Raw genomic sequence first — 20,382 nt, forward strand, 5'->3', positions numbered from 1 at the left:
TATCCTTCATGCCATCGAAACGAACCGGGAGTGCCGCCGATGAGGGCCGCACTCCCTTTCGTTCTGTCAGACTATTCAGCTTTTTATCGTTGCCGCATCAATCCAGCCGATGTTTCCATCGTTGCGGCGGTAAACGATATTCAGTTCCTTGGCAGGGCTGCGGAACAGCAGCACCGGCTCATCTGTCATATCAAGCGCCATCACCGCGCTTGCGACCGTCATCGTTTTGACCTGCTTGGAGGTTTCAGCAACGATCGTCGGCGCGAAATCTTCAGGCACTTCCTCGTCTTCATCAGGCACGGCGTCCATGACCGTGTAAGGAAACTCTTCGAGGATGCTGTTGGCGGACGCACCATTATGGTGATCCTTCAGCTTTCTCTTATATCTGCGAAGCCGCTTCTCAATTCGTGCAGCTGCCGCATCGAAACTTGCCTGTGGATCATTGGCCTCGCCTGCAGCATGCAAAACAACCCCGGTATCGAGATGGATTTTGCAATCGCTTGAAAAGCGTGGCCCGGATTTCTCCACGGTTACTTGGCCAGAATACCCCCCGTCAAAGTATTTGGTAATCGCCAGGCTAATGTTGTCCTCGATCCTCTGACGGAACGATTCGCCGATATCCATATGTTTACCAGATACACGCACACTCATGGAATTTTTCCTTCTTCAGTGATTTGCGTATACCAGCTTACGTCAAGCCAAGCGCTCATCCAAGCGTTTCGAGTCCGTTTCGGTCTCATTCCGGCTTGGCACCTCAGCACAACGAGCACTTTAACGTTGGTGAGCCCCTGCCACCCGTGCGGCGAGCTTCTAGCCTTGGCGGCATGAAGAGTCAATTAAGATTATTAACACTTTGAAATATATTAATTTTTCATTATGCGATCGCGATTTTCGCCATCGCTTTTTTCTCCCGCCGCCTTTGTACGGAGGAGGGAATATTCATGGCTTCACGATATTTTGCGACCGTTCGCCGCGCCAGCTCAACGCCGTTTTTTTTCAGATTTTCGACAATTTCGTCATCCGACAGAACCCCATCGGGTGCTTCTTGCGCAATCATCAGCTTGATGCGATGGCGCACCGCTTCCGCCGAGTGGCTGTCGCCGCCCTCTACCGATCCTATGGAAACACTGAAGAAGTATTTGAGCTCGAACAGTCCGCGCGGCGTCAGCATGTATTTGCGAGAGGTCACGCGGCTGACGGTGGACTCGTGCATCTTGATGGCATCAGCCACTTGCTTGAGATTGAGAGGACGCAAATGGTCGACGCCATGGATAAGAAAGGCATCCTGCTGGCGCACGATTTCGCTGGCAACCTTCATGATTGTTTTAGCGCGCTGGTCGAGGCTGCGGGTCAGCCAGCTGGCTGTCTGCATGCATTCCGATAGAAACTCACCATCCTCGCCGCTGCGCGCTTTGATTTTGGAAACCTGGGCGAAATAGGTTTGGTTCACCAGCACGCGCGGTAGCGTTTCCGGGTTCAACTCGATAAGCCAGCTGCCATCGCTTGCTGGCCTGACAATGATGTCAGGCACAATGATTTCCGAAATCCCGGTTTCAAAACCCGCACCTGGCCGGGGATTCAGCGAGCGGATTTCGGCCAGCATATCCAGAAGATCTTCTTCTCCGACGCCACACAGACGTTTGAGCGAGACAAAATCACGTTTGGCCAGAAGCTCGAGATTTCCAACAAATGCGCGCATTGCCGGGTCGAGACGGTCTTTCTGCGCAAGTTGAATGGAAAGGCATTCACAAAGCGTTCTCGAAAAAATACCCGGCGGGTCGAGTGTCTGGAGAGCGGTGAGAATAGTTTCGACCTCGGCTATGGATTTACCAAGACGATCTGAAACATCATCCAGCGCCTCCGCGGGGATATATCCGGTCTCTTCCAAGTGATCGAGCAACGCGTCCGCAATCAAACGGTCTTTAGGTAAAGAGATGGTGAAGGGGAGTTGCTGACCAATATGATCGCGGAGGGTCTGCTTGCTTGCGACGAAATCGTCGAGATCGTAAGCCTCGGCGGAATCCGCACCGGGCATGGATTTCCATTGCCCGATGAGCTCGGGTGCATCCGCCTTCGACGGCGCTCCATCGTCTTGAAAAACATTCTCGAAACTCGTGTCGAGCTGTTCATTCAGGCTGCTCGCACGGTCACCATACCATTCTTCAGGATCGGGTGGGCTCTCGGCAAACTGTTCGGGAGCTGGTCCAGGTTCATCTAAGCTGTCTGAATTGGCGGGAGAGGAGCCGCTTAAATCGCTATCATTTGCTACAATTTCCAGCAGCGGGTTTTTCTCGACCTCTTGCGCGATGAATTGCGTCAGCTCGATATGCGTCATCTGAAGCAGTTGTATGGACTGCATCAGTTGCGGGGTCATGACCAGAGACTGACTCTGACGCAGCAGAAGACTGGCGGACAAGGCCATGGCGGACGCTAAACTCCCATAAACCCACTTTTCGCCCTCTTTTTTGAAAAAGATCGACGACAAAGTCTCACTTGGCCCAAAAATTGCTTTTTATTTTTGTTTGGTCAAGCTCAACTCGGAGCAAGGAGAAAGAATCTTTGCTGCGAACGCGTCGCAGGCGGCACTTTTTCTAAGTCGCCGCTCAAAGGCTGAAATTATTGCCCAGATAAAGGCGACGAACATCAGCGTTGTTGACGATCTCCGATGCTCGACCGTGGGTCAACACCTCGCCAGCATGAATAATATATGCCCGGTCGATGAGCCCCAATGTTTCACGCACATTATGGTCGGTAATCAAAACACCGATCCCGCGCGCTGTAAGGTGGCGCACGAGGTTTTGAATATCGCTGACGGAGATCGGATCCACGCCTGCAAACGGCTCATCCAGAAGCATGAAGGTCGGGTCAGTTGCCAGAGCGCGGGCGATTTCCAGACGTCTCCGCTCGCCACCCGAAAGGGCGACGGCCGGGGATTTACGCAGCTGTGAAATATGAAACTCTTCCAGGAGCTCATCGAGCTTGCGGTTACGCTTCTTCTCGTCGCGCTCGTGCACTTCCAGAACGGCGCGAATATTGTCCTCGACGGTCAATCCGCGAAAAATGGATGCTTCCTGCGGAAGATATCCGACGCCCAACCGCGCGCGGCGATACATGGGCATGTTGGTGACATCGTTGCCATTGATGGCAATCTTGCCGGAATCGACGGGAACAAGGCCGGTGATCATGTAAAAACACGTCGTCTTGCCGGCTCCGTTCGGCCCGAGCAAGCCAACGGCCTCACCACGTCGAACCACGAGCGATACGCCGTTGACGACGCGGCGGGTGTTGTAAGTCTTCGTCAAGCCTTGGGCGATCAAGGTGCCGTCATAGCGAGACTTGTCGCCGGCAACGCCATCCGTTTCGGGTGCGCGCGCGGAACCAGCGCCAAACAGCTTTGAGATAGATTGTATCTTCACGGGGTACGAACTACTGCTTTTTCTGCGATTTCGGGTCGAGCATGATGCGCACTGGCCCACCACAGCTTTCCAGCTTTGCCTGACCGGTCGTCATGAAAACCGTCAACTTGCAACCGGTGAAAACATTCGTGTCCTGAGACAGGACGACCTGTTTTCCCGAAAGAATAAATGTCTGCGCTGCCATATCGAACTCGCCCTTGTCGGCGGTCGCTTTTTGCGTGCCGGAGGTGAGGTAGACAGAGTTATCTACGAAAATCTTATCGATGTCGGCACCGCCGCTGGTGATCGATGAGCTTGCAGCCGCACCGTCGCCCTTGCTCTTGTAGAGCACGGTCATCTTGCCAGCCTGCAAGGTGGTCGTGCCCTGCACAACCTTCACATTACCTGTAAAATAAGCTTTGTGCTCCTGATCCCGCACTTCCAGCTGATCGCTTTCGATAGCAATCGGCTGGTCATTGGAAAGCTTCAGGCCATCCATGCTGCTGGTTGTATTCTGCGCGGCCACAGGGCCTGCAAGACATGCCAGAGCAACGGCTGCAAAGCAGGCTGCGTTGGTATAACGGGCTATGCGCGAAATCTGCATCATCTGGGTCGGGCTCTCACTTGCCTGCGTTCTGAATGGTCGATGCAGCTATACGAGCTCGTACCTGCCCCGAAAATGTAATCGTCTTGCCATTATCTGCTATATATAAACTATCCGCGTTAATGGAACCTTCTTGGGTCTTGATGGCAACAGGCGTTTTGCTGTCCATCGTTCCGGCTTTCAGGTCGACATTCGCAGATTGGAACTTAGCTTGTATGCCATTGCTGAGATTGATGTCAAAGGGGGCAGTCATTTGCAACCGGTTTGTCGCGCGGTCGAAAATACCCTCCTGCGCGACAACCTGTGCGACAATATCATTCATGGGCACAGCCGCCAGCACTTTTTCAAGCGTCATGAGGTTGGGGCTGGCAATATCCTGTAACGCGCGCTCGGCGTTCATGGAGTAATCGAAGCCCTTGTTGTTGCGCCCGGCAAGCGCCGGCTTTTCCATGACGATCTTGCCGTTTTCCACGGTGGCGCTTTGAAGCGAAACCTCGTCCGGCATCCATGTGCGCGCCAGCGATACGGCAATGAAAGCCAGCGAGATGATGGCGGCTCCGAGCGGAAGAACGATCTTCAGTTTCCTCACCCGCGCGGAATGGCGCAGCGCAAGATGGTACGCGCTCTCATGTCCGCTGGACAGAGGAAAGGCGGGCGCTGGCTGGCTTATTCGTTCAAGCATCTCTTAAAGTGTCCGGGGCAGGTCATCGCAGCCAAAAGGTACAAAGCGACGCCATCATGAGTTTTGGTTGTCTTTGGCACGAGGGCCATGCTCTGCCAATATGGTTTTTCTCTGAAATAGCGCAAGGGCTACGATATTTTTATCAAAACCGTGCTTTCCCGTTTGTTTCCTGCCAAGAGGTGAGTACAAGGCTCATAGGGTCGGCTTTAAAAGCCGTTACTGGTTTATCGAAGGTGAACACATGGATCAGATGGCAATCGCAGATCGCAGACAGTTGCGGCGCAAGCTGACATTCTGGCGCGTTGCGGTCGTGCTGCTTCTGGTCGCAGGTTGTTTCGCAATTTATAGGTTTGCTTTCTCGGCGCCGACGCAAAGCATGCGGCCGCATATTGCGCGCGTCGAAATCAGCGGCATTATTCAAGACGACACCGAGTTGTTGGAGCGGCTGCAAAAGATTGCCGATAGCGATAGTGCCAAGGGCCTGATCGTCTCGATTTCTTCGCCAGGTGGCACGACCTACGGCGGCGAGCGGATTTTCAAAGCCATTCGCGCCGTTGCTGAAAAGAAGCCGGTCGTCTCCGATGTGCGCACATTGGCCGCCTCTGCAGGCTACATGATAGCGACCGCAGGCGACACGATCATTGCCGGCGATACCTCCATTACCGGATCGATTGGTGTGATTTTCCAGTATCCGCAGGTCGGTCCTCTTCTCGACAAGCTTGGCGTGTCCTTGCAGGAAATCAAATCTTCACCGATGAAGGCAGAACCTTCGCCTTTCCACGAACCGCCGGAAGAGGCGAAAACCATGATCCGCAACATGGTCATGGATAGCTATGGCTGGTTTGTCGACCTTGTGGCAGATCGCCGCAAGCTGCCGCGGGAAGACGTTCTCAAACTTGCGGACGGTTCCATTTTCACCGGTCGTCAGGCCGCCGCTGCCAAACTCATCGACACGCTGGGCGGCGAAAAAGAAATCCGCGGTTATTTCGAGACCCGCAACGTAGCCAAGGATCTGCCGATCGTGGAATGGACCGCACCATCCAAGCGCTCGCCGTTCGGCCTGTTCAGTCTTGCCGGGATCGTCAAACTGCTCGGCTATGATGAATTTCTGCCATTCGATGCACCGCGCCAGCTGGGGGCCGACAAGTTGTTTCTTGACGGTCTTGTTTCGGTTTGGCAGGTTAGAGACCGTTAAAAAGCCAATTCTTTCAGGGGGCAACTTTGATTAAGTCTGAACTGGTGCAGATCGTTGCTGCGCACAACCCGCACCTCTACCACCGCGATGTCGAAAATATCGTCAACGCTGTGCTGGACGAGATTACGGATGCGCTGGCAGCGGGCAACCGTGTCGAGCTGCGCGGCTTTGGTGCTTTCTCGGTCAAGAACCGTCCGTCGCGGTCTGGACGCAACCCGCGCACCGGTGAATCCGTTTTCGTCGAAGAAAAATGGGTTCCCTTCTTCAAGACGGGCAAAGAATTGCGTGAGCGGCTGAACCCAGGCATGAGCGACGTCGAAGACGAAGACTGAGCATAGTGGTTGAGGCGGAGCCCTCAAGCTCCTATCTGACGTCGATGCAGGTTTGTCTGAAGGCCCCTAAGACGGAGTATCGTGGATGTCAAAAAAGATCGTCAACCTTTTGGTTCTGGTCCCTCTGGCCATTATTCTGGTGGTATTGTGCGTTGCCAACCGACAGGCGGTGACGCTGGCGCTCAACCCGTTCAGGCCAGACGATAGTTTGCTGTCGTTTTCGGCACCCTTTTTCGTATTTATTTTTCTTGCCGTTATTTTTGGTGTGTTTCTGGGTTCGCTGGTCACCTGGTTTTCGCAGGGTAAATATCGCAAGCGCGCCCGCACCGAAGCCAAGGAAGCCATACGCTGGCATGACGAAGCCAACAGGCACAAGGCTGCCGCCAACACGGTTGCAATCAGTGCGCCGGTCGATGCCCGTATCGCCTCCAAGTAAAATTGCTCGCAACGTGATAGGTTTTGACAGCGCAGCCCTTTGATAATAACGCGCCGTGATGTTATTCGCTGTCGCAAGAGATGCGGTCAGACTTGGAAAGAGCCCCGTTGAAGAAAAAAGACAATCGCCCGGGTGCCAAGCCGCGCGCGGGGCAGGAGCCTCGGCAAAGAAATGCCGCAAAATCGGTAAAGCAAAAAGACGGCGCTCCTCGCAACCGCAATGCGGAATATGTACGCCCGGCTGCAAGTGCCGCCTCAAAGGCTCCCATCAAGTCAAATGTGAAGGACGTCGCCACTGCCAAGGTGAAGATCGCTCCACAGGAGACGGAGCAGGTTCCTCCTCGTCCGCTGAAGCAACGAACAGGCGCTATGCCGGCCGAGCAGGTTCCCGTCATTCTGGAATCTCTGGGCGCAGGTGATTTCCACCTGATTGACACCGGTAACGGGCTGAAGCTCGAGCAGTATGGCCAATACCGCATCGTGCGTCCGGAAGCGCAGGCGCTTTGGCGTCCAAGCCTGCCGGATCGCGTGTGGGAAAACGCAGACTCCATTTTCAGCGGCGATACCGATGAAGATGGCATGGGCCGCTGGCGTTTTCCGAAGGAACCGTTGGAAGAAACATGGCCGCTCTCTCTTCTGGGCGTTAATTTTCTCGGTCGTTTCACCGCTTTTCGCCATGTCGGCGTCTTCCCGGAGCAGATCGTGCATTGGGAATGGCTGAAGCACACGATTGAAGCATCTGATCGGCCGCTGAAAGTCCTAAACCTGTTCGGCTACACCGGTGTTGCCTCGCTGGTGGCAGCAGCTGCTGGTGCAGAAGTGACCCATGTGGATGCTTCCAAGAAGGCGATCGGCTGGGCGCGGGAAAATCAGGCGCTGGCGGGCCTCGAAAATGCGCCGATCCGCTGGATTTGCGAAGATGCGATGAAGTTCATCCTGCGCGAAGAGCGACGTGGCAATACGTATGATATCATCCTTACCGATCCGCCGAAATTTGGGCGCGGCACACACGGTGAAGTGTGGGAGCTGTTCGATCATCTACCGCTGATGCTGGACGTCTGCCGTGATATCCTGTCGCCCAAGGCGCTCGGCCTCGTTCTGACGGCCTATTCCATCCGCGCCAGCTTCTATTCCATGCATGAATTGATGCGCGAAACCATGCGCGGCGCAGGTGGCGAGGTCGCATCCGGCGAGCTTGTCATCCGCGAAGCAGGCCTTGACGGCAAAACGCCGGGCCGCGTGCTCTCCACCTCTCTCTTCAGCCGCTGGGTGCCGAAATGATCGATGACCGACGTGAAAACCGACCAGGCCGGGTAGGGCAGGTCAAAGAGGTCACCAGCCTTGCCAACCCCATCATCAAGGACATCAAGAACCTGACCCAGAAAAAGGGTCGGGAAGAAACCGGCACCTTCATGGCCGAAGGTCTGAAGCTGGTCATCGATGCGCTGGAATTGGGCTGGACGATCCGTACGCTGGTTTATGCCAAAAATGCCAAGGGCAAATCCCTGGTCGAACAGGTTGCGACAAAGACCGTCGCCTCTGGCGGTCTGGTTCTGGAAGTTACCGAAAAGATACTTTCCTCCATCACCCGCCGTGATAATCCGCAAATGGTGGTGGGCATATTCGACCAGAAATGGACGCCGCTGAAGGACATTCAGCCGGAAAACGGTCAAACCTATATTGCACTCGACAGGGTGCGCGATCCCGGCAATCTCGGCACCATCATTCGCACGGCTGATGCGGCAGGTGCATCCGGCGTGATCCTCGTTGGCGATTGCACCGACCCGTTTTCGCTGGAAACAGTGCGGGCCACCATGGGATCGGTTTTTGCCATACCTGTGGCACATGCGACCGTGGATGAGTTTCTGAGCTGGAAGAAATCAGCTGGCGTCAGCGTCGTCGCAACCCACCTTGCAGGCTCTGTGGACTACAGAACGATCGATTACAAAAAGAAGCCGACCGTGCTTTTAATGGGCAACGAGCAAGGCGGTCTGCCGCCAGAGCTTGCGTCGAAGGCCGATCAACTGGCCCGCATCCCACAACAAGGACGCGCAGACTCTCTCAATCTGGCGATCGCGACAGCCGTGATATTGTTTGAAGCCCGCCGCCATCTTCTCGAACTTGCACCGGTAAAATGATGACGAAACCCGCATTGTTCTCGAGACCTATCCCGGCCGTTGCTCTCATCGTCATCGCGCTGATTATCGACCAGATCGTCAAGCTTCTGGTGGAAGCCTATCTGCCCTTGCAGGAGATGGTGCCAGTCATACCCTTCTGGGCGCTTTACCGCACCTATAATCTGGGCGTCGCCTTCTCCATGCTGTCAGGCATGGAAGGCTGGTTCATCGTCACGATGCGTCTGGTAATCGTCGGTTTCGTCATCTGGCTGTGGCGCAAGACGGATGCCGATCGCACCTTCGCACATCTTGGTTTCGCCCTGATCATCGCCGGTGCGGCCGGCAATATATTCGACCGGTTTCTCTACGGTCATGTGATCGATTACATCCTGTTTCACACGGACACCTGGTCGTTTGCCGTTTTCAACTTGGCTGACTCGTTCATCACCATCGGTGCCGGTTGCGTCATTTTGGACGAAATACTGCACGCAAGAACGAAGAAACGCTAAAAATTTAACGTTCGGACCAAGTCAATCAAAACGGCTGCCGTGTTAGCAGTCGTGTATGAGCGAACTGGCGAAACTGAATAACCGGCTTTCTGACGCGTTCGACCCGACCGATACGGCTGGTGTCACCGATGACACTCGGGGTAGGAGGAGCCGGAATGAGCCGTCAGCTCTGCCGTTTTACAACAGCCTTCTTCGCACCGTCACGCTGTTTACGGCAGGTTGCGGCTTTGCTTTCGCAAGCGCTGTGTATCTGGGCGGAAACGTCGCTCTTTACATGGCGGCCTTATCCGTATCGATTTGCCTGTCCTGTGCGTTCTACATGATGTTTCGAGCCGCGGCGTTGCGTCAGGCGTCTCTGCGCGATGCAGAGGTTGTCGAGGCAAGGCAAATGCAGAATGCGGCCCTCGTGGCAGAGATGCACGAGGCCATGGGCGATATCGTTGTGACACGCGATATGAACCGGCGCATTCTTCATGCCAATAGCACGTTTCGCGAAATGACGGGCTGCGGCGACCCGTATGGCAAGACATGCGAGGAAATCGGCATTGCGTTTCGTCCCGGCGACAAAGTGCACAGCTATGATGTCGAGATCGCCACACCCTATGGCCAGCGGATTTTCACATGGCACGATGCGATCGCCCATGACGGAACCAGCAGCCGTTTGGTGATCAGCACTATCGCCCGTGATGTGACCGACGAACGTGCCGCCATCGTCACCCGCGAAGATGCACGGTTGCGGGCGGAAAATGCCAATGCCGCCAAAGGCAGACTGCTGGCAACCGTCAGCCACGAAATCCGCCTGCCACTGTCGGGTATCCTGGGCATGAACCATCTGCTGTCGCAAACCCGTCTCACGCAGGAGCAGCGCAATTATCTAGATGGCATGCGCCAGTCCGGCCAAGCGCTGGTGCAACTGGTCGAAGATCTATTGGACTTTTCCACAATGGAAGCAGGGCGGTTCAGGCTCAATCCACGGGCGGAGAACTTGCGACAGTTGATCGAAAGCGTGGTGGAGATGCTGTCCCACCGCGCCCATGAAAAAGGGATCGAGATCGCCTCCATCTTTGCACCAGATGTGCCTGACTATCTCGATTTCGATCCGGCTCGTCTGCGCCAGGTGCTGTTCAATCTCATCGGCAATGCGGTGAAATTTACAGCCAAGGGCGGCGTACTCGTGCGGGCATCCATGGCGGGCAGTGCACTGTCAATCGACGTAGATGATACCGGTCCCGGTATTAGCAAGTCTGAACAAGCACGCATCTTTGGTGAGTTCGAGCAGGCTGGTTCCACCTCGCAGCGCAGCGCAGGCACCGGGCTTGGTCTTGCCATATCCGCCCGCATCATCAGAGAATTTGGCGGTACTTTGTCCGTCGCTGGTAAGAAGGGCGTGGGCAGCACTTTCACGTTGACGTTCAAACCGACGTCTTCTTTGGTACCAGCCTTACCATCCAGCCGCATCGGCGCGCTCACTCAATCAGATGTGTTGCTGCTTGCGCCACAGGGAATTGCCGCGACGGCAACATCGGATTTGATACGTCGTCTGGGCGGTACGTGCACTCATGTTTCAACACCACGGCAACTCGAAGAACTGAAACGTCAGGCCTCCGGTGGATTGGACCATGTGACTGACATCATTGTCGATCACCGAGTAGCCGGGGCATTTCGTGACATGCTTCAGAACTGGTCGGAGATGCCGGATCGCGGCATACGGCACATTCTGCTCGTTAGTCCGGAGGAGCGCGCATCTCAGCCAAGCGATGGATTCGATGCCTGGCTGATCCGGCCATTGCGGGAAAAATCGCTGACGGATGTTCTGTGCGGTCGCTTGCGCGGGATGGAGCCGCGCAACGCCATCAACGACAATCATCACCCCGGATTTGGTTTCTCGTCTTTGCTGGATGAAACCTCACGGGAACTCGATGTGCTTGTCGCCGAGGACGATCCCGTCAACGCGCGGATTTTACGTGCCGTCATGGAAAAGTCCGGATGCACGGTACGTGTAGTCGGCGATTTCAAGGCGCTTCGAGACGCCCTTTCGGATGAAGCGCGTTTGCCAGACCTCGTCATTTCCGATCTTCATATGCCGGGTGGCAATGGCCTCGATATTCTTCCCAACCTCTGCCTAAAGCTTTCGACCAGCAAGATCCCGATGATTGTGTTGAGTGGCGATACGACGCAAGAAACGCGGTCGATTTTGCTGAATGCAGGCATTGCCACGGTACTGGCAAAGCCTGCCGAACCCAAACGGTTGATCGAGGAGGTTCTTCGACTGTTTCCTCAAAAACGCATCGGTAGAGTTTAGATTTGATCCGCTGTTCGTTACGTTGCCTGCTGTCACTGTTCTGTCGTCAATAAGTGATTTATGACAGCCAGAAACCAACGGTGGTGGGGCGATTCTCCATGGTCACGGAAATTCTCGAATACGATATTCGCGAGCGAAATGTCGCCTGCAATGTGCTTCCCGTTCCCCAAAAACGCAACGATGACGTCTTTGGTCGCATAGGCCCGCTGGAAACCCGGCTTGCCCGAAACGAGCGCGAAATCGACGCCGCGCAGAATGTCCGCTTCCGTGTTTTTGTCGAAGAGATGGGCGCACGCCTTCCGGCAGAGGCCATGCGCCGCAACCGCGATATCGATGCGTTCGACGCCGTGTGTGACCATCTTCTGGTGCTGGACAATTCCATCGAGGGTGATCCGGAAGACCAGATCGTCGGCACATACCGTTTGTTGCGGCAGGAAACAGCCTTTGCCAATAACGGTTTTTATTCGGCCAGCGAGTTCAATATCGAAGAGCTGATCAAGCGCCATCCAACGAAGCGCTTCATGGAATTGGGGCGGTCGTGCGTGCTACCGGAATATCGTACGAAAAGAACGGTAGAACTCCTCTGGCAGGGCAATTGGGCCTATGCCGTCAGGCACCGCATGGACGCGATGATCGGCTGTGCGTCGTTTCCCGGTGTTCAGCCGGAAGCGCACGCACTGGCGCTTTCCTTCCTGCATCACACCTGCGGCGCAAAGGGCGACTGGGCAGCGTCTGCGCTACCGGAACTCTACTGCGAAATGGATATGATGCCATTGGAAGCGATCAATCCACGCCGTGCACTGTTTGCCATGCCACCGCTCATCAAGGGCTATATGCGTCTCGGTGCCATGTTTGGCTCCGGTGCGGTGATTGATCACGCCTTCAATACCACGGATGTGCTGGTCATCCTTCCGGTGTCGTCGATTGCGGATCGCTACATCAATTATTACGGCGGTGAGGCTGAGCGCTTCAACGGCTGAGGGCGCCTAGAGCAAAGCTTCCTGTGGGCAGTAGGCCCTGATGTGTTGTCCTGTCGGGGCGGGACCGTTAGTCTGGCAGTCGCTTCCCGCAACACAAGCCGATATTGAAAAGCCATTGACGGACGTTCATTCCACTGCCTCGCTCATTTCGGAGGAGAGCCGCGCGTCGGCCACGCCGATGATGGAGCAATATATCGAGATCAAGGCAAACAATCCCGGTTCGCTGCTCTTCTATCGCATGGGCGATTTCTACGAGCTGTTCTTCGATGACGCAGCGGAGGCTTCTCGCGCGCTTGGTATCACGCTGACGAAACGCGGCCAGCATCTGGGACAGGACATCCCAATGTGTGGCGTACCCGTGCATGCGGCTGACGATTATCTGCAAAAGCTGATCCTGCGCGGCTATCGCGTTGCGGTCTGCGAGCAGACCGAAGACCCGGCAGAGGCAAAAAAACGCGGCTCTAAATCCGTCGTGCGCCGAGATGTGGTGCGCCTTGTTACGCCCGGTACGCTGACGGAAGAAAAACTTCTGTCGCCGACGGAATCCAATTACCTGATGGCACTTGCCCGTATTCGTGGCAGTGCGGAAGCGCAATTTGCACTGGCCTGGATCGATATTTCCACCGGCGTTTTTCGTCTGGCCGAAACAACACTGACGCGACTTCTGGCCGATATCTGGCGCATCGATCCGCGTGAGCTGATCGTCGCCGACAGCCTGTTTCATGATGAGGAACTGAGGCCGGTCTTTGACATGCTGGGTCGGGTGGCTGTGCCACAGCCCGCTATTTTGTTCGACAGCGCTACGTCGGAGGGTCGCATTGCCCGGTATTTCGGCGTTTCGACGCTTGATGGTTTCGGTTCGTTCTCCCGCGTCGAACTGGCTGCCGCCGCTGCCGCGGTGGCCTATGTCGAAAAAACACAAATTGCCGAACGCCCGCCACTCGCTGCACCCGAGCGGGAGAGTGCGGCATCCACGCTGTTCATCGATCCGGCCACCAGAGCCAATCTTGAGTTGACCAAGACATTGTCGGGTGAACGGGATGGATCGCTGTTGCATTCCATCAACCGCACGCTCACCGGCGGTGGTGCGCGGCTGCTCGCAGAACGGCTGATGTCTCCGCTGACCGACGCGGATAGGATCAATGCGCGGCTGGATGCTGTCGCTTACCTGCTGGATGACGTCTCCCTCTCCGACGGGTTGCGGGATGCACTGAAACAGGTGGCGGATATGCCGCGCGCCCTGTCACGCCTTGCACTGGATCGTGGTGGGCCGCGTGATCTCGGCGCTATCAGACTCGGATTATATGCCGCCGCCAAGGTCGCGGAATTGCTGGATCAGGGATTGTTGCCGGACGAGTTGGCACAAGCACTTGCCGCCCTGAAAGCGCTACCGGTCGAACTTGAAGCGATGTTGGGTGCGACGCTGGCTGAAGAATTGCCGTTGCTGAAACGCGATGGTTGCTTCGTGCGCGAGGGTTCCAACCTGGAGCTGGACGAGATACGGGCGCTGCGCGACCAATCCCGCCGGGTGATTGCCGGGCTGCAACTGCAATATTCCGAAGAAACGGGTATCAAGTCGCTGAAGATCAAGCACAACAATGTGCTGGGATATTTCATCGAGGTCACGGCGGGCAATGCCGATGTGATGATGGCGGATGCGCAGGCCAAAGCCCGCTTCATTCATCGCCAGACCATGGCGGGCGCAATGCGCTTTACCACCACTGAACTGGCCGATCTGGAAAGCCGTATCGCCAATGCTGCCTCGCAAGCGCTGACGATAGAATTGCAGGCTTTTGCGCAGATGGTCGAGGCCGTCGTTTCGCATGCCGAAGCCATCAAGGCTGGAGCGTTCGCCCTTGCCGCTATCGATGTTGCCACAAGTCTGGCTTACCTTGCGGCAGAACAGGCCTATTGCCGACCCGTCATCGATGGTTCGATGATGTTCGACATCAAGGGTGGACGACACCCGGTGGTGGAACAAGCGCTGCGCCGACAGTCCACTGGCCCCTTCATCGCCAATCATTGTGATCTTTCGGCGGTGAATGGCAACCGCAAAGGCGCTATCTGGCTGCTGACAGGCCCGAATATGGGCGGTAAATCAACCTTCCTGCGCCAGAATGCGCTGATTGCCATTCTCGGCCAGATCGGCTCCTTCGTTCCGGCTGAATCCGCGCATATCGGCATTGTCGACCGTCTATTTTCGCGTGTCGGTGCATCGGACGATCTGGCGCGTGGCCGATCCACATTCATGGTGGAAATGGTGGAGACGGCGGCAATCCTCAATCAGGCAACCGATCGCTCGCTGGTTATTCTGGACGAGATCGGCCGCGGCACGGCAACCTTCGATGGTCTTTCCATCGCTTGGGCAGCGGTGGAGCACCTGCATGAGGTTAACCGCTGCCGTGGTTTGTTCGCCACCCATTTCCACGAGCTAACGGTGCTGTCCGAAAAGCTGGGTCGCCTGTCCAACGCCACCATGAAGGTGCGCGAATGGGAAGGCGACGTGATTTTCCTGCACGAGGTCGGTCCGGGGGCGGCAGATCGGTCCTACGGCATTCAGGTGGCAAAGCTTGCGGGCCTTCCGGCTTCTGTCGTTGAACGTGCGCGCGCCGTGTTGACCCAGCTTGAAGACGCAGACCGAAAAAATCCGGCAAGCCAGTTGATCGATGATCTACCGCTGTTTCAAGTGGCGGTGCGGCGCGAGGAAAGCAGACCACAGGGCAATTCCAAGGTGGACGAGGCGTTGAAAGCGCTCAACCCGGATGAAATGACACCCCGTGAGGCATTGGACGCGCTTTACGCGCTCAAGAAACAACTTGGCAAGGCTTAAGACTTAGAGTGCCTGTCCATCACGATTAAAAATCGCTATAGGGCTATGCCGAAAGCATAGCCCGTATGAAATGGATATCGGCATCAATGGCCACGAAAGACCTGGATTTTTCCGCGATACTGGATGTTGCTGCACTGAAACATGAGTGCGAACTCGTCTTTCAGGGCGATGGGCAGCGCGTCGCTGATGTACGCTCAGACCTGTTGCCAATTTTCAAGAAGGCCAGCGCCCAAGGCCGTGAAAGAGCCCGTGAACTTTTGGACACGGAAGGCGGTGGCATCGACTGCGCCCGTCGCATTTCCTGGCTTCAGGACCGTTTGATCGAAGTGCTTTTTGATCTGGCCTGCCAATATGTCTACCCGAACGACGCCCCGAAAATTGCGATTACGGCGGTTGGCGGTTATGGGCGTGGCACATTGGCACCGGGATCGGATATCGACCTGCTCTTCCTGCTTCCGCCCAAGAGCACGCCAGAAATGAACAAGGCCATCGAGTTCGTGCTCTATATTTTGTGGGATATCGGTTTCAAGGTTGGTCACGCCACCCGCACGGTTGATGAATGCATTCGTCTTTCCAAGGCCGACATGACCATCCGCACCTCCATTCTGGAAATGCGCGCCATTTGTGGTACGCAGGCGCTTGCCGATGAGCTGGAGCGTCGCTTCGAGACGGAGGTCGTCACCAATAGTGGCCCGGAATTCATTGCAGCCAAGCTTGCCGAGCGCGATCAGCGCCATCGCAAGGCCGGCGATACGCGTTATCTGGTCGAGCCGAACGTGAAAGAAGGCAAGGGTGGTCTGCGCGACCTCCACACGCTGTTCTGGATTGCCAAATATTACTATCATGTGCGCGACACGGCGGAGCTGGTGAAGCTCGGTGTGCTGTCAAAGCGTGAGCTGAAGCTGTGCGAAAAGGCTGACGATTTTCTCTGGACGGTGCGATGCCAGATGCACTTTATCACTGGTAAGGCTGAGGAGCGGCTGTCCTTCGACATTCAGCGCGAAATCGCCGCCTCACTGAATTACCAGCCGCGCCCAGGCCTTTCAGCCGTCGAGCGCTTCATGAAGCACTACTTCCTCGTCGCTAAGGATGTTGGTGACCTGACTCGTATCCTGTGTGCGGCACTCGAGGATAAACAGGCGAAGGACGTGCCGGGTCTGTCCGGTGTGTTCAGCCGGTTTGCCCATCGGCTTCGCAAAATTCCGGGCTCCGACGAGTTCGTGGAGGATCGTGGCCGCATTGCGCTGGCCAATGCAGATGTGTTTCGCACCGATCCGGTCAGCATCATCAGGCTGTTTCATGTGGCCGATATCAACAATCTGGAACTGCACCCGGATGCGCTGCGCGTCGTCAGCCGTTCGCTGGCTTTGATCAACCACGAACTTCGCGACAATGAAGAAGCGAACCGGTTGTTTCTGGCGATCCTGACCTCGCGGCGCGATCCGGCGTTGACGTTGCGGCGCATGAACGAAGCGGGCGTTCTGGGCAAGTTCATCCCGGAATTCGGTAAGATCGTCGCGATGATGCAGTTCAATATGTATCACCACTATACCGTCGACGAGCATCTCATTCGATCCGTTGCGGTACTGGCTGAAATCGACAAGGGACAGGCCGTCGATACCCATCCGCTGGTCAACCGGTTGATGCCCGGTATCGAGGACCGCGACGTTCTTTACGTGGCGGTGCTGTTGCACGATGTGGCCAAGGGCCGTCAGGAAGATCATTCCATCGCCGGTGCGCGCGTGGCGCGCAAGCTTTGCCAACGGTTCCGGCTAAGCAGCAAGCAGACCGAAACGGTCTTCTGGCTGATCGAGCAACATTTGTTGATGTCCATGGTGGCGCAGACCCGTGACCTGCATGACCGGAAGACGATCACGGATTTTGCCGACAAGGTGCAGTCCATGGAGCGGCTGAAAATGCTGCTCATCCTCACCGTCTGCGACATCAGGGCCGTGGGGCCGGATGTGTGGAACGGCTGGAAGGGCCAGTTGTTGCGCACACTCTACTACGAAACCGAACTTCTACTGTCGGGTGGTTTCTCGGAAACCTCTCGCAAGGAACGCGCCAAGATCGCCCGTCAGGCGCTTTATGATGCGTTGACGGACTGGGGCCAAAAGGCACGGCGCAAATATTCCGGTCTGCATTACGAGCCTTACCTGTTGTCTGTCGATCTTCAGGATCAGATCCGCCACACACGGTTCCTGCGCGAAACGGACAAGCAGGAACAGGCGATGTCCACCATGGTGCGCACGCATTCCTTCCACGCCATAACGGAAATCACCGTTCTGGCACCGGACCATCCCCGCCTGCTGTCCATCATCACGGGTGCCTGTGCGGCGGCTGGTGCCAACATCGCCGATGCGCAGATTTTCACCACCTCGGACGGTCGGGCGCTTGATACGATTCTCATCAACCGTGAATTTCCAATTGATGAAGACGAGACGCGGCGTGCCAACACCATCGGCAAGATGATCGAAGAGGTCTTGGCGGGCAAAAAGCGCATCCCGGAAATCATCGCCACGCGTACCAAGGGTCGTAAGAAAAGCAAGACCTTCAACATTCCGCCATCCGTCACCATTTCGAACGGACTTTCCAACAAGTTCACCGTCATCGAGGTTGAATGCCTCGACCGTACGGGCCTGCTGGCGGACATGACGGCGGTGCTGGCCGATCTTTCGCTCGACATCACCTCCGCTCGCATCACCACCTTCGGCGAAAAAGTCATCGATACCTTCTATGTCACCGACCTTTTCGGCCAGAAGGTCATGACCGAAAACCGGCAGGCGAGCATCGCCTCGCGCCTCAAAGCAGTCATGGCCGAGCAGGAGGATGAATTGCGAGATCGCATGCCATCCGGCATCATCGCTCATCCAGATGTCGCGGCGCTCGCCCCTGCACGAACGGCGAAGGCGTAAATCTCCATGAGCCTGATTGGAAAATTCGCAACCGTCGGCACCGCGACCCTCGGCAGCCGACTTTTCGGCTTTGTCCGGGAAATGCTAATGGCCGCAGCCGTCGGCACAGGCCCGGTGGCCGACGCCTTCAATGCAGCCTTTCGTTTCCCCAACACGTTTCGCCGGCTGTTTGCCGAAGGTGCGTTCAACTCCGCCTTCGTTCCGCTCTTTGCCAAGGAGATAGAAGCCAACGGCATGGAGGGTGCGAAGCGGTTCTCCGAAGAGGTGTTCGGCGTCCTGTTCACGGTCCTGATGGCGCTGACGATCCTCATGGAATTGTCGATGCCGTTCATCGTACGAACGATCATCGCGCCCGGTTTTGTCGATGACCCCGTCAAGTTCGATAACACCGTGCGGCTGGCAACCATTATGTTTCCCTATCTCGCCTGCATGTCGCTGGCGGCGATGATGGGCGGTATGTTGAACTCATTGCATCGTTATTTTGCCGCTGCCATCGCTCCGGTCTTTCTCAACATCATCCTCATTGGTGTCCTGGGTTTTGCCTGGTGGCAGAGCTACGACCCACTGCAGGTTGGTTATGCGTTATCCTGGGGAGTGATGGCCGCAGGCTTTGTACAGCTCGCCATCGTCTGGATTGCTGTGCGGCATGCCGGCATCAAGATCGGCTTTCGCCGCCCGAGCATGACCGGCAACGTCAAACGCCTACTGGTGCTGGCCTTGCCGGCTGCGATTACCGGCGGCATCACCCAGATCAATCTGTTGATCAACACGAACATCGCGTCGGGCGGAGAGGGCGTGATTTCTTCGCTGGCTTATGCAGACCGCATTTATCAGCTTCCGCTGGGTGTGGTTGGCATCGCCGTGGCGACGGTACTGTTGCCTGAACTTGCGCGCGCATTGCGCGGTGGGCATCAGGTAGAAGCCGCCAATCTACAAAACCGCTCCGTGGAGTTCGTTCTGTTTCTGACGTTGCCTGCCGCCGCCGCGCTCCTGGTCATGGCAGAACCGATTGTGCGCTTTCTCTATGAGCGCGGCAATTTCTCGTCCTCTGCCACGATCACGGTCGCGCAGATATTGGGGATATACGGGCTAGGGCTTCCGGCCTTCGTGCTGATCAAGGCTTTCATTCCTGGCTTTTTTGCCCGTGAAGACACCCGCACACCAATGATCTTTGCGGCCATCTCAGTCGTTGTAAACGTGTCTTTGGCGCTGACCCTGTTTCCGACCTATGGCGGCCCGGGTATCGCGACGGCGGAAATCACGGCTGGGTGGGTCAATGCGGCCTTGCTGTTCGGCATGCTCCTATGGCGCGGGCACTGGAAAATCGATGTGCCGTTGCTAACCCGCATTCCCCGACTGTTGTTTGCCGCAGGAATGATGGCGGTGGCTATCCATTATGCGCTTGCCTATCTGGCATTCGAACTTTCGTCGGCATCGTCCATTGCTGTGCGGGCCGGAACGATCATCGGCCTCGTTTTTGCATCCATGTTCGTCTATTTCGGGCTTGCATTCGCCTCGGGTGGCGCAAGCCTCGGCATGGTCAAGCGTGGATTGAAACGCAAATCCAAGGTCACTGCAGTGTCTGAAGATGAGGGCGTGTGATGGACGACTTTTCTGCGTCTCGACATATCGCGCTGGCAACATTGGTCGTCGATGACTACGATAAGGCGAAAGCCTTTTATTGTGATATTCTTGGTTTCGATTGTGTTTCGGACCAGCCGCTGCCGGATGGAAAACGTTGGGTTGTGGTGACACCAAAGGGCAGCGGTGGCATGGGCCTGCTGCTGGCACAGGCCGATGGCGCACAACAGCACCAAGCTATCGGCAACCAAACTGGCGGCCGCGTCGGATTTTTCCTCCACACTCAGGATTTCGCCACTGATTTTACCCTCATGACGACAAGGGGTGTGCGTTTTCTGGAACAGCCGCGCCACGAGGCCTATGGCTCTGTCGCGGTTTTCGAAGACCCCTATGGCAACAAGTGGGATCTATTGCAGCCACGAGGTTGAATTCGTCTAAACCCCTTGATTGCAGGCTGTTGCGGGTGCATAAGCGCGACCAATTTGAAACACGGGGCAAGGCCCTC

At 56.1% G+C, this 20,382-nt stretch carries 17 protein-coding genes; 12 read left to right on the plus strand and 5 right to left on the minus strand.

Annotation, left to right across the window (positions count from 1 at the left end; translation table 11 throughout):
- Positions 1-75: 75 nt before the first annotated feature.
- From hpf to lptC, 5 genes are all read right to left on the minus strand, one after another.
- Complete coding sequence (gene hpf, locus CPJ18_RS00470) at positions 76-651, minus strand: ribosome hibernation-promoting factor, HPF/YfiA family (protein ID WP_077102055.1); 576 nt, start codon at positions 649-651, stop codon at positions 76-78.
- Between the two features lie 223 nt (positions 652-874).
- Positions 875-2,422 carry an RNA polymerase factor sigma-54 gene (gene rpoN / locus CPJ18_RS00475; RefSeq protein ID WP_103656592.1) on the minus strand — a complete coding sequence of 516 codons (1,548 nt, stop codon included), beginning with the start codon at positions 2,420-2,422 and terminating at the stop codon, positions 875-877.
- 181 nt (positions 2,423-2,603) lie between these two features.
- Positions 2,604-3,392, minus strand: a complete 789-nt coding sequence (lptB, locus tag CPJ18_RS00480) for an LPS export ABC transporter ATP-binding protein (RefSeq protein WP_077102334.1) — start codon at positions 3,390-3,392, stop codon at positions 2,604-2,606.
- Between the two features lie 34 nt (positions 3,393-3,426).
- A complete protein-coding gene (locus CPJ18_RS00485) occupies positions 3,427-4,002 on the minus strand; it encodes an LptA/OstA family protein (RefSeq protein WP_103656593.1) in 576 nt (191 codons plus the stop codon).
- 13 nt (positions 4,003-4,015) lie between these two features.
- Positions 4,016-4,681: an LPS export ABC transporter periplasmic protein LptC gene (gene lptC, locus CPJ18_RS00490; RefSeq protein WP_103656594.1), complete on the minus strand. Its 666-nt coding sequence runs from the start codon at positions 4,679-4,681 to the stop codon at positions 4,016-4,018.
- 241 nt (positions 4,682-4,922) lie between these two features.
- Between lptC and sppA the strand changes: the two genes are divergently transcribed.
- From sppA to CPJ18_RS00550, 12 genes are all read left to right on the plus strand, one after another.
- On the plus strand, positions 4,923-5,876 hold the full coding sequence (gene sppA / locus CPJ18_RS00495) for a signal peptide peptidase SppA (RefSeq protein ID WP_103656595.1): 954 nt from the start codon (positions 4,923-4,925) through the stop codon (positions 5,874-5,876).
- Between the two features lie 26 nt (positions 5,877-5,902).
- A complete protein-coding gene (locus CPJ18_RS00500; protein WP_042616207.1) occupies positions 5,903-6,208 on the plus strand; it encodes an integration host factor subunit beta in 306 nt (101 codons plus the stop codon).
- A gap of 85 nt (positions 6,209-6,293) precedes the next feature.
- The gene (locus tag CPJ18_RS00505; protein WP_077119771.1) at positions 6,294-6,644 is read left to right on the plus strand and encodes a lipopolysaccharide assembly protein LapA domain-containing protein; all 351 of its coding nucleotides are present in this window, start codon (positions 6,294-6,296) and stop codon (positions 6,642-6,644) included.
- 107 nt (positions 6,645-6,751) lie between these two features.
- Positions 6,752-7,924: a class I SAM-dependent methyltransferase gene (locus tag CPJ18_RS00510; protein WP_103656903.1), complete on the plus strand. Its 1,173-nt coding sequence runs from the start codon at positions 6,752-6,754 to the stop codon at positions 7,922-7,924.
- Entirely contained in the window at positions 7,921-8,781 is an 861-nt protein-coding gene (locus CPJ18_RS00515) for a TrmH family RNA methyltransferase (protein WP_103585342.1), read from the plus strand. Before CPJ18_RS00510 ends, CPJ18_RS00515 begins: the two co-directional genes overlap by 4 nt.
- Positions 8,781-9,269 (plus strand): signal peptidase II, encoded by a 489-nt coding sequence (lspA, locus tag CPJ18_RS00520; protein WP_077102071.1) that lies wholly within the window; start codon positions 8,781-8,783, stop codon positions 9,267-9,269. The genes CPJ18_RS00515 and lspA overlap by 1 nt, the downstream gene beginning before the upstream one ends.
- A gap of 55 nt (positions 9,270-9,324) precedes the next feature.
- Positions 9,325-11,571, plus strand: a complete 2,247-nt coding sequence (locus CPJ18_RS00525; RefSeq protein WP_103656596.1) for a hybrid sensor histidine kinase/response regulator — start codon at positions 9,325-9,327, stop codon at positions 11,569-11,571.
- A 98-nt stretch (positions 11,572-11,669) separates the two neighbouring features.
- Positions 11,670-12,551: a l-ornithine N(alpha)-acyltransferase gene (gene olsB / locus CPJ18_RS00530; protein ID WP_103585336.1), complete on the plus strand. Its 882-nt coding sequence runs from the start codon at positions 11,670-11,672 to the stop codon at positions 12,549-12,551.
- A 178-nt stretch (positions 12,552-12,729) separates the two neighbouring features.
- On the plus strand, positions 12,730-15,381 hold the full coding sequence (gene mutS, locus CPJ18_RS00535; protein ID WP_103656904.1) for a DNA mismatch repair protein MutS: 2,652 nt from the start codon (positions 12,730-12,732) through the stop codon (positions 15,379-15,381).
- A gap of 86 nt (positions 15,382-15,467) precedes the next feature.
- Positions 15,468-18,296, plus strand: a complete 2,829-nt coding sequence (locus CPJ18_RS00540; protein WP_103656597.1) for a [protein-PII] uridylyltransferase — start codon at positions 15,468-15,470, stop codon at positions 18,294-18,296.
- Between the two features lie 6 nt (positions 18,297-18,302).
- Positions 18,303-19,898, plus strand: a complete 1,596-nt coding sequence (gene murJ / locus CPJ18_RS00545; protein ID WP_103656598.1) for a murein biosynthesis integral membrane protein MurJ — start codon at positions 18,303-18,305, stop codon at positions 19,896-19,898.
- On the plus strand, positions 19,898-20,305 hold the full coding sequence (locus CPJ18_RS00550; protein ID WP_103656599.1) for a VOC family protein: 408 nt from the start codon (positions 19,898-19,900) through the stop codon (positions 20,303-20,305). The genes murJ and CPJ18_RS00550 overlap by 1 nt, the downstream gene beginning before the upstream one ends.
- Positions 20,306-20,382 lie beyond the last annotated feature (77 nt).

This window comes from Agrobacterium rosae, assembly GCF_002915175.1.
In the GTDB taxonomy this organism is placed as follows: Bacteria; Pseudomonadota; Alphaproteobacteria; order Rhizobiales; family Rhizobiaceae; genus Agrobacterium; species Agrobacterium rosae.

What these genes read in the sequence shown, in the direction of transcription:
- hpf (WP_077102055.1), bottom strand. Translation starts at nt 651, where the DNA reads ATGAGTGTGCGTGTATCTGGTAAACATATGGATATCGGCGAATCGTTC.
- rpoN (WP_103656592.1), bottom strand. Translation starts at nt 2,422, where the DNA reads ATGGCCTTGTCCGCCAGTCTTCTGCTGCGTCAGAGTCAGTCTCTGGTC.
- CPJ18_RS00485 (WP_103656593.1), bottom strand. Translation starts at nt 4,002, where the DNA reads ATGATGCAGATTTCGCGCATAGCCCGTTATACCAACGCAGCCTGCTTT.
- lptC (WP_103656594.1), bottom strand. Translation starts at nt 4,681, where the DNA reads ATGCTTGAACGAATAAGCCAGCCAGCGCCCGCCTTTCCTCTGTCCAGC.
- sppA (WP_103656595.1), top strand. Translation starts at nt 4,923, where the DNA reads ATGGATCAGATGGCAATCGCAGATCGCAGACAGTTGCGGCGCAAGCTG.
- CPJ18_RS00505 (WP_077119771.1), top strand. Translation starts at nt 6,294, where the DNA reads ATGTCAAAAAAGATCGTCAACCTTTTGGTTCTGGTCCCTCTGGCCATT.
- CPJ18_RS00515 (WP_103585342.1), top strand. Translation starts at nt 7,921, where the DNA reads ATGATCGATGACCGACGTGAAAACCGACCAGGCCGGGTAGGGCAGGTC.
- lspA (WP_077102071.1), top strand. Translation starts at nt 8,781, where the DNA reads ATGACGAAACCCGCATTGTTCTCGAGACCTATCCCGGCCGTTGCTCTC.
- CPJ18_RS00525 (WP_103656596.1), top strand. Translation starts at nt 9,325, where the DNA reads ATGAGCGAACTGGCGAAACTGAATAACCGGCTTTCTGACGCGTTCGAC.
- olsB (WP_103585336.1), top strand. Translation starts at nt 11,670, where the DNA reads ATGGTCACGGAAATTCTCGAATACGATATTCGCGAGCGAAATGTCGCC.
- mutS (WP_103656904.1), top strand. Translation starts at nt 12,730, where the DNA reads ATGATGGAGCAATATATCGAGATCAAGGCAAACAATCCCGGTTCGCTG.
- CPJ18_RS00540 (WP_103656597.1), top strand. Translation starts at nt 15,468, where the DNA reads ATGGCCACGAAAGACCTGGATTTTTCCGCGATACTGGATGTTGCTGCA.
- murJ (WP_103656598.1), top strand. Translation starts at nt 18,303, where the DNA reads ATGAGCCTGATTGGAAAATTCGCAACCGTCGGCACCGCGACCCTCGGC.
- CPJ18_RS00550 (WP_103656599.1), top strand. Translation starts at nt 19,898, where the DNA reads ATGGACGACTTTTCTGCGTCTCGACATATCGCGCTGGCAACATTGGTC.